General features: G+C 66.3%; 12 protein-coding genes. 8 read left to right on the forward strand and 4 right to left on the reverse strand.

Annotation, left to right across the window (positions count from 1 at the left end):
- Window positions 1-141 precede the first annotated feature (141 nt).
- From fliF to flhA, 6 genes are all read left to right on the forward strand, one after another.
- Window positions 142-1776 carry a flagellar basal-body MS-ring/collar protein FliF gene (gene fliF, locus ACSLUQ_RS00840; RefSeq protein ID WP_417773506.1) on the forward strand — a complete coding sequence of 545 codons (1635 nt, stop codon included), beginning with the start codon at window positions 142-144 and terminating at the stop codon, window positions 1774-1776.
- Window positions 1773-2837 (forward strand): flagellar motor switch protein FliG, encoded by a 1065-nt coding sequence (gene fliG, locus ACSLUQ_RS00845; RefSeq protein WP_417773507.1) that lies wholly within the window; start codon window positions 1773-1775, stop codon window positions 2835-2837. The genes fliF and fliG overlap by 4 nt, the downstream gene beginning before the upstream one ends.
- 15 nt (window positions 2838-2852) lie before the next feature.
- Complete coding sequence (locus tag ACSLUQ_RS00850; protein ID WP_461807443.1) at window positions 2853-3587, forward strand: FliH/SctL family protein; 735 nt, start codon at window positions 2853-2855, stop codon at window positions 3585-3587.
- Window positions 3584-3919 carry a flagellar motor switch protein FliN gene (fliN, locus tag ACSLUQ_RS00855; protein ID WP_417773509.1) on the forward strand — a complete coding sequence of 112 codons (336 nt, stop codon included), beginning with the start codon at window positions 3584-3586 and terminating at the stop codon, window positions 3917-3919. The genes ACSLUQ_RS00850 and fliN overlap by 4 nt, the downstream gene beginning before the upstream one ends.
- A 17-nt stretch (window positions 3920-3936) precedes the next feature.
- Window positions 3937-5310 (forward strand): sigma-54-dependent transcriptional regulator FlbD, encoded by a 1374-nt coding sequence (gene flbD, locus ACSLUQ_RS00860; RefSeq protein WP_417773510.1) that lies wholly within the window; start codon window positions 3937-3939, stop codon window positions 5308-5310.
- A gap of 62 nt (window positions 5311-5372) precedes the next feature.
- On the forward strand, window positions 5373-7541 hold the full coding sequence (gene flhA, locus ACSLUQ_RS00865) for a flagellar biosynthesis protein FlhA (RefSeq protein ID WP_417773511.1): 2169 nt from the start codon (window positions 5373-5375) through the stop codon (window positions 7539-7541).
- A 217-nt stretch (window positions 7542-7758) separates the two neighbouring features.
- On the opposite strand, the gene ACSLUQ_RS00870 is transcribed toward flhA, so the two are convergent.
- Together ACSLUQ_RS00870 and aguA are read right to left on the reverse strand one after the other, a co-directional pair.
- A complete protein-coding gene (locus ACSLUQ_RS00870) occupies window positions 7759-8052 on the reverse strand; it encodes a hypothetical protein (RefSeq protein ID WP_417773512.1) in 294 nt (97 codons plus the stop codon).
- Window positions 8053-8141: 89 nt separating this feature from the next.
- Window positions 8142-9272 (reverse strand): agmatine deiminase, encoded by a 1131-nt coding sequence (gene aguA / locus ACSLUQ_RS00875; protein WP_461807444.1) that lies wholly within the window; start codon window positions 9270-9272, stop codon window positions 8142-8144.
- Between the two features lie 179 nt (window positions 9273-9451).
- On the opposite strand from aguA, the gene ACSLUQ_RS00880 reads away from it, so the two are divergent.
- A complete protein-coding gene (locus ACSLUQ_RS00880; protein WP_461807445.1) occupies window positions 9452-10066 on the forward strand; it encodes a GNAT family N-acetyltransferase in 615 nt (204 codons plus the stop codon).
- 14 nt (window positions 10067-10080) lie between these two features.
- Here ACSLUQ_RS00880 and ACSLUQ_RS00885 read toward each other — a convergent pair whose 3' ends face one another.
- Window positions 10081-10557 carry a YbaK/EbsC family protein gene (locus ACSLUQ_RS00885; protein WP_417773515.1) on the reverse strand — a complete coding sequence of 159 codons (477 nt, stop codon included), beginning with the start codon at window positions 10555-10557 and terminating at the stop codon, window positions 10081-10083.
- A 147-nt stretch (window positions 10558-10704) separates the two neighbouring features.
- Between ACSLUQ_RS00885 and ACSLUQ_RS00890 the strand changes: the two genes are divergently transcribed.
- The gene (locus ACSLUQ_RS00890; protein ID WP_417773516.1) at window positions 10705-11316 is read left to right on the forward strand and encodes a hypothetical protein; all 612 of its coding nucleotides are present in this window, start codon (window positions 10705-10707) and stop codon (window positions 11314-11316) included.
- A gap of 102 nt (window positions 11317-11418) precedes the next feature.
- On the opposite strand, the gene ACSLUQ_RS00895 is transcribed toward ACSLUQ_RS00890, so the two are convergent.
- The gene (locus ACSLUQ_RS00895) at window positions 11419-12339 is read right to left on the reverse strand and encodes a metallophosphoesterase family protein (protein WP_417773517.1); all 921 of its coding nucleotides are present in this window, start codon (window positions 12337-12339) and stop codon (window positions 11419-11421) included.
- Window positions 12340-12442 lie beyond the last annotated feature (103 nt).

Below are 12442 nucleotides of genomic sequence, written 5' to 3' on the forward strand. Positions count from 1 at the left end.
TGCCTGTTAACCACTCGTTTACCATCTGCGCGGCAAGTTTTGCCTACCAGCCATTCGGGGGAGTCTCATCATCCCCCTCATCCCCGGCTCCCCCGGATGGCATGGCTTGCCCGAGAGTTGACTTGAGCGGATGGGTGCAACGTGAACGGTATCGCGGAACTCGTAAAGGCTATCGGGCCGGCACGCCTTGCGGCAATGGGCGCGGTCGCGGCCATTCTGGTTGGCGCATTCGCCTTCCTCATGCTGCGGGTGACCGCGCCGCAGATGACGCCGCTCTATTCGGACCTCACCTTCGAGGATTCCTCCGCGATCGTTTCCCAGCTCGACAGCCTGGCCGTCCCCTACGAGCTGCGCAACGACGGCGCCACCATCCTGGTGCCGAACGATGACGTGTTCCGCACCCGCATGCGGCTGGCCGAGCAGGGGTTGCCGCTTGGCGGTTCCGTCGGCTACGAGATCTTCGACAAGGCCGACACGCTCGGCTCGACCAGCTTTGTGCAGAACATCAACCGGACACGGGCGCTCGAGGGCGAGCTGGCCCGCACGATTCGCTCGATCAACAAGATCCAGGCGGTGCGCGTGCATCTGGTGCTGCCCGAGCGCAAGCTCTTCCAGCGCGATCAGACGCCGCCGACGGCCTCCATTGTGCTGTCCGTGCGCGGCGCGCTCGATCCCGGCCAGATCAGCGCCATCCAGCATCTGGTGGCGACGGCCGTCGAAGGCCTGCAGCCGAATTTCGTTTCCATCGTCGACGAAACCGGACGGCTGCTGGCAAGCGGCGCCGGCGAGGAAGGCGAAGGCTTCATCACCGCCTCCCTGCAGGAGCGCACCCAGGCGATGGAAGGCCGGCTGCGCAGCCAGATCGAGGAAATCCTGAATTCCGTCGTCGGCGTCGGCCGGGCGCGGGTGCGGGTGGCGCTGGAGCTCGACCACAATCGTGTCACCGAGACCCAGGAGACCTTCGATCCGGAGAGCCAGGTGGTCCGGTCGTCGCAGTCGCGTGAGGAGAATTCCTCCACCGTCGGCCGCCAGGGCGCGGTCACGGCCGGAAACCAGCTTCCCGAGGCGAACCAGCAGCCTGGCGCGGCGGGCAACCGCGACGTCTCCAACCAGACCGAGGAGATCCTCAACTACGAGATCTCCAAGTCGACCAAGACCGAGGTCCTCGAGGCTGGCGGCATCAAGCGCCTGTCCGTGGCCGTGCTTGTCGACGGCACCTATGTGCCGGACGCCAATGGCGATCTCGTCTACGCTCCGCGCACCCAGGAAGAGATCGACCGGATCAACACGCTGGTGCGCTCCGCCGTCGGCTTCGACGAAGGGCGCGGCGATGCGGTCGAGGTCGTCAACCTGCGCTTCGCCCAGGCCCCGACCACGGTCGCGCCGGAAGACAGCGGTCTCTTCGACTTCACCCGCGCCGACCTGATGCGTCTCATCGAGCTGGGCGTGCTGTTCCTGATCTCCCTGCTGCTGGCTCTCTTCGCGGTCCGTCCGCTGGTCAAGCGGATCCTGACGGTCGACGCACCGGAGACCCCGGCGCTTGCCGGCCCCGACGGGATGTCCGTCGAGCAGGCGGCGCTGAGCGACCATTCGGGCTCCGAGCGCGGCGGCATCGAGCTCGACGAGAGCGGCGAGCCGCGCATCGACTGGCTGGAGGAGGCCCAGGCCGCCGGCGCCGTGCAGATCGCGACGATCTCCAAGGTGGGCGATCTCATCGAAGAATATCCGAGTGAGGCCGTCGGCATCATTCGCAGCTGGATGAACGAGGCGGCATGAGCATCGCGGGCAGCATCGAGGCCGGCAACAAGGGCCAGCTGACGATCAGCAACACCGGCGGCGAGCGTGAGCTCAAGGGCGTCGAGCGCGTTGCCGTGCTGCTTCTGGCGCTTGGCGAAAAGCACGGCCGCCGGATCTGGGAGCAGCTCGACGAGATGGAAGTCCGCGAGGTCTCCTCCGCGATGTCGCGCCTCGGTCCGGTAACGCCGACCATGCTCGAGGATCTCTTCGTCGACTTCGTCAAGAAGATCTCCTCGCGCGGCGCGCTGACGGGCAATGTCGACGTCACCGAGCGGCTGCTGTCGAGCTTCCTGCCGAGCGACCGTGTCTCCATCATCATGGAGGAGATCCGCGGTCCCGCAGGCCGCAACATGTGGGAGAAGCTCTCCAACGTGCAGGAGAACGTTCTCGCCAACTACCTGAAGAACGAATACCCGCAGACGGTTGCCGTGGTGCTGTCGAAGATCGACCCGGACCACGCCGCCAAGGTGCTGGGCATCCTGCCGGAAGAGCTGGCGCTCGAGGTCATCTCGCGCATGCTCAAGATGGAGGCGATCCAGAAGGAGGTTCTGGAGAAGGTCGAGCAGACGCTCCGGGTCGAGTTCATGTCGAACCTGACCAACACCTCGCGGCGCGACAGCCACGAGATGATGGCCGACATCTTCAACAACTTCGACCGCCAGACCGAGGCGCGGTTCCTGGCGGCTCTGGAGGAAGAGAACCGCGACTCGGCAGAGCGTATCAAGACATTGATGTTCACCTTCGACGACCTGATGAAGCTCGACGCCGGCAGTTGCCAGACGTTGCTTCGGCATGTCGAGAAGGACCGGCTCGCGATCGCGCTCAAGGGCGCCTCGGAATCGGTGCGCGACTTCTTCTTCTCCAACATGTCCAGCCGTGCGGCGAAGATGCTGCAGGACGACATGGAAGCGCTCGGGCCGATCCGCCTGCGCGACGTGGACGAGGCGCAGTCGGGAATGGTGGCGGCTGCCAAGGACCTGGCCGCCAAGGGCGAACTCATGCTCTCCAAGAGCAAGGGCGACGACGAAATCATCTACTGAGTGGTTTGACCCGACATGACGACACGATTTGCGAGTACCGAGATGAAGGTCAACCGGTTCCTCTTCGACCGCACGTTCTCGGAGATCGAGATCGCGGCCCGGGAGGAGGACGACGACGTGCATGTCGAGCCCGAGATCCCGATGATGACGGTGGCCGAGCATGAGGCACTGATGGCGGCGGCCGTCGAGACGGCGCGGGCGCAGGGCAGGGCCGAGGCGCAGGCGACGCAGGCGCAGACCGAGGAAGCGCGGCTGTCGCAGGAAGCGCGGCGGCTGGCCGACGAGGTCTCCCAGCTCGTCGAGCATCTCGACACCGACCAGGCGCGGCTGGAAAAGGACGCTGTGGCGCTGTCCTTCCTGGTCGCCCGCAGGCTTTGCGCCCATCTCGTCGCCCGCGAGCCGCTGGGTGAGGTGGTGGCGCTGATTTCCGAATGCCTGGGGCCGTTGCGCCGGGCGCCGCATGTGGTCATCCGCGTGCGCGAGGCGGATCTGGCGGCGCTGAAGGAGCGGGTCGATCCGCTGGTGTCGGAAAAGGGGTTCGAGGGACGTCTGGTGTTCCTGGGCGAACCTGACATCGCCGCCGGCGACTGCCGCATCGAGTGGGCCGATGGCGGCATCGTCCGCGACCGGCGCGCGATCGAGAAGCAGGTGGACCAGGCCGCCAAGCGTTATTTCGAGGCTCGCCGCAATGGAAAGGTCGGGCCGACCGCAAGCATCAGGGATGCCGCCGAGGAGCGGGATGAAACATGAGCGACACGAACGACTTCGACACCGGCGCAGACGCCAGCCTGAAGGCTCCCGAAAGCGCTACCGAGCGAGACAGCGGCCAGCCGCGCACCGCCGCGGACCTGGAGGCCGTGTTCGACGTGCCGGTGCAGATCTCCGCGGTGCTCGGCCATTCGCGCATGCATGTGTCGGAACTGCTGCGGTTGGCGCCCGGCACCCTGCTCAAGCTTGATCGCAAGGTCGGCGAGGCGATCGACATCTATGTCAATGACCGGCTGGTGGCGCGCGGCGAGGTGGTCCTGGTCGAGGACAAGCTCGGCGTCACCATGACCGAAATCATCAAGTCCGACCGCTGACGCGAAGGAGAAGCTTCATGCGACTGTTGATCGTCGGCAGCCTCGAAGGCCAGCTTATCACCGCCTCAAAGATGGCGATGGACCGTGGCGCGTCGGTGACGCATGCCGCCACCACGGACGAAATGCTCAAGGTGCTGCGCTCCGGGCGCGGCGCCGATCTTGTCATGGTCGATGTCGCGCTCGATATCGGCGACCTGATCGCGCGGCTCGAGCAGGAGCGCATCCACCTGCCGATCGTCGCCTGCGGCGTGAAGACGGACGCCAGCGCCGCCGTCAAGGCGATCCGCGCCGGGGCCAAGGAGTACATCCCGCTTCCGCCGGACCCGGAGCTGATCGCCGCGGTCCTGTCGGCGGTTGCACGCGACCAGACGAACCTGATCTACCGCGACGCCTCGATGGCGCATGTGGTGCGGCTGGCCGAGCAGATCGCCGGTTCCGACGCCTCGATCCTCGTCACCGGTGAGAGCGGCTCGGGCAAGGAGGTGATCTCACGCTATGTGCATTCGCGCTCGAACCGCTCCAGCCGGCCGTTCATCTCCATCAACTGTGCGGCGATCCCCGAGCACTTGCTGGAATCCGAGCTTTTCGGTCACGAGAAGGGCGCCTTCACCGGCGCCGTGGCGCGTCGTATCGGCAAGTTCGAGGAGGCCGACGGCGGCACGCTGCTGCTCGACGAGATCTCCGAGATGGACGTGCGGCTCCAGGCCAAGCTGCTGCGCGCCATCCAGGAGCGGGTGATCGACCGGGTCGGCGGCACCAAGCCGGTGCCGGTCGATATCCGCATCATCGCCACGTCCAACCGAAACCTGGCCGACAGCGTCAAGGACGGTACGTTCCGCGAGGATCTGCTTTACCGGCTCAACGTGGTGAACCTGAAGCTGCCGCCGCTGCGCGAGCGCCCGGGCGACATTCTCGAGCTCGCCACCCATTTCGTCGAGCGCTATTCCCGCGACAACGGGGTTCCCCGGCGTGCGATCTCCGAGGACGCCAGGGCGATGCTGATCGCCAATCCTTGGCCGGGCAACGTCCGCGAGCTGGAAAACACCATGCACCGCGCCGTCCTTCTGGCGACGGGCGAGGAGATCGACCAGGACGCCATCCGCATGCCGGACGGCAGCCCCATCGCCCAGGCGATGCCGGCCGACGTGCTGGTGGCGGCGAGCGCCGCGAAGACGGCGGAGGCGGTGAGCCGCAGCTACGTCGGGCGCACCGTTGCCGATGTCGAGCGCGATCTCATTCTCGACACGCTGGATCACTGCCTCGGCAACCGGACCCATGCGGCGCGAATCCTCGGCATTTCCATCCGGACCTTGCGCAACAAGCTGAATCAGTATTCGGACGAGGGGCTGGATGTGCCCGGTCCCGGCGAGGCGCGCGTCGCCATCGCTTGAGGCATGGCCGGCTGACGAAATGGAACGATGACGATGTTCAGGCCTGTTGACGAGGGCGCGCGATGAGCGACGTGAGCGCAAGCGAAGGATCCCGGGTTCCGGCCAAGATGCCGGCCGGCGCGCCGGTATCGTCCGGCGGCGGCTTCCTGCCGGGCCTTCGGCTGGCCGAGATATGGGATACGATCCGGCGCGGCGACATTGCGCTGGCGCTCGGCATCATGGTCATCCTGGTGGTGCTCATCCTGCCGATGCCGGCGATGATGCTCGACCTGTTCCTCGCCATCTCGATCATCTTTTCCGTGCTGATCCTGATGACCGGCCTGTTCATTCAGAAGCCGCTGGAATTCTCGTCCTTCCCCACGGTGCTGCTGATCGCGACGATGATGCGGCTGGCGCTGAACCTTGCCTCGACCCGCCTCATCCTCGCCAATGGTCACGAGGGCACCGATGCCGCCGGACAGGTCATCCAGGCCTTCGGCAACTTCGTCATGGGCGGCAATTTCGTCATTGGCATCATTGTCTTCTCGATCCTGGTGATCGTGAACTTCGTCGTCATCACCAAGGGTTCGGGCCGTATCGCGGAAGTTGCGGCGCGCTTTACCCTCGACGCGATGCCCGGCAAGCAGATGGCGGTGGACGCCGATCTGTCGGCGGGCCTCATCGACGAGGGAACGGCACGCCACCGGCGCAAGGAACTCGAGGACGAAAGCGCCTTCTTCGGCGCCATGGACGGTGCTTCCAAGTTCGTGCGCGGCGATGCCATCGCCGGCCTGCTGATTACCTTCATCAACATCGTCGCGGGCATCATCATCGGTGTCGCGCAGATGGACCTGAGTTTCTCGCAGGCGGCCACCACCTACACGCTGCTGACCATCGGTGATGGTCTCGTCTCGCAGATCCCCGCGCTCGTCGTCTCCACCGCCGCCGGCCTGCTGGTTTCCAAGGCCGGTGTTTCGGGCGCGGCCGACAAGGCGCTTGCCCGCCAGCTCTCGGGCTATCCGAAGGCGCTCGGCATGTCGTCCTTCGTGATGGTGACGCTCGCCATGCTGCCGGGCATTCCGATGCTGCCGTTCCTCAGCATGGCGGGACTTGCCGGCTATCTGGCCTATCGCTCCAGCCGCAAGCAGCAGGTGGTGGCGGAAGAGGCCGTGATGGCCGAGATCGCGGCCGCGGAGCCGCCGGCTCCCTCCGAGCCGCCGATCTCGGATTCGCTGAAGATGGACGAGCTGCGCATCGAGCTCGGCTATGCGTTGCTGCCGCTGATCAACGGCCAGGGCGCGGACAGCGACCAGTTGACCGAGCAGATCAAGGCGCTGCGCCGCCAGCTTGCCGCCGACCTCGGCATCCTGATGCCGCCGGTGCGCATTCTCGACAACATCCAGCTCGGCGCCAACGACTATGTCATCAAGGTCAAGGAAGTGCCGGCCGGCAACGGCCAGCTGTTCCCGGGACACTACATGGTCATGGATCCGCAGGGCGGTCAGGTGAAGCTGCCAGGCACCCACACGACGGAGCCGACCTTCGGACTGCCGGCGACCTGGGTCGAGACCCAGTATCGCGAGGACGCGGCGCTGCGCGGCTATACGGTGGTCGATCCGGCGACGGTGCTCGCCACCCATCTCACCGAAACCATCCGGGGCAATGTCTCCGAGCTCATCACCTATGCCGACGTGCAGAAGCTGCTTAAGGAAATCACCGGCGAACAGGCGAAGCTGGTGGAGGATCTGGTTCCCGGACAGATCACCGTCTCCGGCATCCAGCGGGTGCTGCAGGCGCTGCTTGCCGAGCGGGTGTCGGTGCGCGATCTCGGCACCATCCTGGAAGGCGTCGCCGAGGCGGTCGGCTTCACGCGCAATCCCGCGACGATTGCCGAGCATGTGCGGGCCCGTCTCGCGCGCCAGATCAGCGCAGCCAACACGGGGCCGGGCGGCTACCTGCCTCTTATCGCGCTGTCGCCGCAGTGGGAGCAGGCGTTCATCGAGTCCATCGTCGGCGACGGCGACGAGCGCTCGCTGGCCATGGCGCCGTCGAAGCTGCAGGAGTTCGTGCGCTCGGTGCGCGATGCCTTCGAGCAGGCGGCGCAAGCGGGCGAGGTTCCCGTGCTCTTGACCTCGCCGCAGACACGCCCCTTCGTACGCTCGATTGTCGAGCGCTTCCGCGCCCATACCACGGTGATGAGCCAGAACGAGGTGCACGCGCGCGCCCGGCTGAAGACCGTCGGCACCATCTGAGGCCGCCACGCAGACGCGCAAGACGTAAAAAGGGCGGAGCGCGATTGGCGCTCCGCCCTTTTTTTCGGGTCCGCTGGTTTGCGGGCATGTCCGTCGCGCCTGGCGCGCGGGTCCGCGATGCCTGTCGGGGCATCTCAGGGCCGGCGTCAGCCGACGGGTGTCGTGAAGGGATAGAAAAGAGGCAGGGCGGCAGCGGCGAGCGCGGCGCGGCGGCGCATCACACCTTGAGGTCGATGCTCTCGATCGCCTTGTCGATGACCTCGTTGCGCTCGGCGAGCTTGGCTTTCGCCTCGTTCTGCATGCGCAGCGTGACCTTCTGGAACAGCAGCTCGGTCGCGCTCTGGGCGGAGGAAATGCCAACTGCGAACATGTTCGAGGCGACGGCCTGCTGGTTCTGGAACTTTTCGTAGTGCTGCTGCTGCTTGGCGCGCCATTGCTTGTTGCGCTCGTAGAAGGAGAACTTCTTCGTGCTTCCGAAGGACGATCCAGATTTGATGCCGATAAGGGCCATAAGCGCGCGCGGTCCCGTTGACTTCGTTTTGATGTCGCGTTGCCGAATACGTTTGAACGTAGGATCGCACGCGATTGGTTAACAAGAGTTTACCTCTCGTTGCCGTTTGCGTCGAAGCAGGCCGGCACCTGCTGGGTGATGCAGTGGATGTTGCCGCCGCCGAGCAGGATTTCCCGCGCCGGGATGCCGACGATCTCGCGCGTTGGAAACAGCCGGGCGAGGATGTCACGCGCCGCGGTGTCCTGCGTGGGGTCGAGGAGAGGGAAGACGACGCGGGTGTTGGCTATGTAGAAGTTGCAGTAGCTGCCGGCCAGCCGCTCGCCGGGCTCGCGCACCATCCCGCCCTCGCCGGGTGCGATGCCGGCTGCCTCCCGCGCGCTCATGAAGAGCGGACCGGGCATCGGCAGCTTGACGATCTCGAATTCCCGGCCCCTGGCGTCGCGCGCGGCGCGCAGGAAGTCCAGCGCCTCGGCGGAGCGCTCGTACTGGGGATCGGCGCGGTCCTCGGTCCAGGTCAGCGCGATGACGCCGGGCGCGCAGACATGCAGGAGGTTGTCCACGTGGCCGCTGGTTTCGTCGCGAAACACGCCGCGCGGCACCCAGACCACGGTGGAAACGCCGAGGTAGGCCTTGAGAAGCCTCTCGATCTCGCTGCGCGACAGTTCGCGGTTGCGGCCGTCGCTCAGCAGGCACTCCTCGGTGGTGATGAGCGTGCCCTGGCCGTCGACATGGATGGCTCCGCCCTCGAGGACGAAGGGGGCGCGATAGCGGGCGGCCTGCTCGGCGCGCGCGACCTCGCCGGCAACGGCGTCGTCCCGGTCCCAGGGACGGTAGAGCCCGTCATGGCTACCGCCCCAGGCATTGAAATGCCAGTCGATGGCGCGCCGCTCCCCGCTGGCGTTGATGACGAATGTCGGTCCGGTGTCGCGCATCCAGGCATCGTCACTCTCGATCTCGACAAGTTTGATGCCGGGAGAAAGCAGGGCGCGGGCCGTGTCGTAGAGCTCGGGCGAGACCGCCATGGTCACAGGCTCGGAAACATGGATCGCCTCGGCGACGGCGGCGAAGGCCGCCTGGGCCGGGCGGGCGTTCCGGCGCCAGTTGTCCGGGCGCTGCGGCCAGAGCATCCAGCAGCCCGCGTGGGGCTCGAATTCGCCTGGCATGCGGAATCCGTCGCTGGCCGGGGTGGTTGGCAGAGGCGCGGGGGAAAGCGGTTTCATTCAGGTGCCTCTCGGTGCGTCGGGCGACTTGCCGCGACAGGCCACGTTGGCCCCTGCCGCTACGGCTGGCAAGGCCGCTATCGGCCGGTGCGGCCTCTGTTCACCGGCGCTTGAACCGGAGGCGCGCAGCAGGGTAAGTCTTTCCACGCCTTTTCGCTTTTCATCCAGGATGGATCCGCATGTCCTCGATCGACGTCGAACTCTCCGGCTACACCGACCTGCCCGCGGGCAAGGTGGCCAGCATCGTGACCTATCTGGAGATGCGTGCCCGGCCCCTGGCGCGCAAGGCGGATCGACCGGATCTGTCGCTCGAGCGGGTGACGGTGCCCGATCCGGAGGCCTATCGCGCGCTCTTCCGGCGGATCGGCGACGAATGGCTCTGGTTCGGCCGATTGGCGCTTGGCGACGAGGAACTCGTCGCGCTGCTCGCGCGCGACGGCTACGAACTCTATTTCTGCCGCCAGCGCGGGGTGGCCGGTCCGGTCGGCCTGCTCGAGCTGGATTTCACGGCAAGGGGGGAGGCCGAGCTTGCCTACTTCGGGCTGGTGGCGGAAGCAATCGGCAACGGCGCCGGGCGCTGGCTGATGAACGAGGCCATCGCACGGGTCTGGAGCCGGCCCAGCATCGAGCGCTTCTTCGTTCATACCTGCACGGCCGACAGCCCGCAGGCGCTCGGCTTCTACCGCTCCAGCGGCTTCGTTCCCTACAAGCGGGCAATCGAGATCGCCGACGACCCGCGCATCGCCGGGGTGCTGCCGCGCGAGGCGGCGGCACATGTTCCGGTGATCGAGTAGGGCGCGGCGCGTGCTCAGGCGGTCATGCGCAGCTTTTTTGCGCCAGTGGCGCGCTCCAGAGCCTCGGGAGTTGTGCGAAACACGCTGTTGGGGCTGCCGGCCGCCGCCCAGACGGTGTCGAATCGGCTAAGGTCCTCGTCAAGAAAGATCCGGATGCCGGCCTGATGGCCAAGCGGCGAGACGCCGCCGATGGCGAAACCGGTGCGTTCGCGCACCGTGCGGCCGTTGGGACGAACGAGCGCTTCGCCGATGCGCCCTGCGACGGCGTCCTCGTCGACGCGGTTGTCGCCGCAAACGAGGAGCAGGATCACCTCGTCGCTCTCCTTCCCCAGGAAGACGAGCGACTTGACGATTTCCGCAGGAGTGCAGCCGCAGGCAGCGGCGGCATCTGCTGCGGTTCGGGTCGAATCCGGCATCTGGAGGATGTCGATGTCGAGCCCGGCGGCCGCTGCCGCTTCGCGGACGCGGTCAGTGCTGGAAGATGTTGCCATGGAGAAGACTTAATCCCTGTTAACCATAAGTGACGGTTTGTTCGTGGATGACCCGGATTTCGCCGGAGTGTCGCGATACGCAAGTGCAGGGACTATGGTAATCATCTTTGTTAAGGCTTCGTTTACCTACCGAGAACGGACTCACGTATGAGCAGAGCACGCGACAATGTCGTACCGCATGCGAAGGTGCGCAGCCTCCGTGAAGCGATCCGGAAGGTGAAGTTCGCGGAGGTCGAGCGGACCGACGTTGTGGTCGAACTTCAGGAATCCGAGCGGGCGCGTCTGGAACTCCTCGCCGAGGAACTTCAGGACATCTTCAAGGAGGTCCCGGAGGACGACGACCAGTTTTCCTTCCAGATCGTTCCGGGCAACATCCCGCGCCTGTGGATCGACATCACCAGCCATGTTGCCATGGGGCGCGACAAGCGCATCTATCGCTTCGTCAAGGACACGCGCCTCGGACGGACGGTCATTCTCGAGACCGCCGAGATCGAGGATATGGCCGACTGCATCACCGAATATATCGCCGAGCGGGTGCTCGAACGCGAGCGGACGATGGAGGGCGACTGGCTGAGCAAGCGCCTGCGCGAGCCGCTTCGCAACGAGCAGCAGCCGGCCGCAGCGCCGGCCGTCGTGGGCGAAACCCCGCCGGTGCCGCATGTGCGCGGCCTGTGGGGGCCCTTCGCGGTCTTTGCCATCGGTCTTCTGGTCGGTGCCGCCAGCCTCGTCGGCTACGCCTGGTTTGCCAATCCGCTTTGACGCGGATGGGCCGCGGCCCGTTGCGAATGTCGACGGCCGCCGGGCGTGAAGCCGGGCGGCCGTTTTGCATTTGGCGCGGTCTGATTCGGTGGCCCGGGCGCGTCAGCCTGGGATTGGAAGGTCGTGACGGGCGATGGAGATGACGGACGGGGTGTCCGTCTCGTCCACGTCGTCACTGAGCGGGCCATAACCGCGTTCTTCCATCTCACAGCGCCAGGCGCCCGGCTCTCCCGATATCGAGAACAGGTTGTAGCGTGCGGCCGGTCGCTTGTGGCCGATGCCGTTCGATGCCGAAGGCACGCCAATCACCGGGACGGGGCCGTCCGGCCCGTCGATCTGTGTCCGGGTGGCAAGATGGGTGTGGCCGTGCAGGACCAGTTCGCAGCCTGATCGCTTGACGGCGGCGCGCACACGCGAGGCGTCGGTAAGCCGCTTGTTCCAGGCGGTTGCCCCCGACTGGGGCGGATGGTGGATCATCACGACGCGGAAGAGGCCTTCCTCTCCAAGCGCCTTCAACAGGTCGCGCAGGCGACGGGCCTGCTTGCCGCCGAGCCGGCCGGTGGCGAACCAGGGGCCGCTGGCGCGCGCGCTGGATACACCGACAAGCGCCAGAGGGCCACGGCGGCGCACATACGGGAACGCGGGTTCGTCCTGGCCGTCGCCGGTCATATAGGGAGCCCAGGCGGCGACCGCGCGGCGCAGCGCGCCCTGGACATAGGCGTCGTGGTTGCCCGGGACGAGAGAGACGTGGTCGGGCGTGCCGACGGTCTCCAGCCACGCGCGCGCGGCGCGGATCTCCATGTCGAGAGCGATGTTGACGAGGTCACCGGTCAGCGCGACATGATCGGGCGCGGCCGCGCGCAGGTCGGCCAGAAGCCCGTCGAGCCATGTGCCGGTCATCGTGCGTGCGCGCGAGCGGTGCCAGTTGACGTAGCCGATGACACGCTTCGACAGTAGCTCGCGCAGACGTGTCGCGGGAAGCGGACCGAGGTGCGGGTCGGAGAAATGTGCAAGACGGATCATGGCCTCACATCAGGAAGAAGGGGCCGTAGCGTCAAGGAAAATCCGGCGATGGGGCCTGGAAAAGCAAAAAGCGCCGCTGGCGGTGCAGGGCGCTTTTCCTCAG

This window comes from Stappia sp. ICDLI1TA098, from assembly GCF_054880955.1.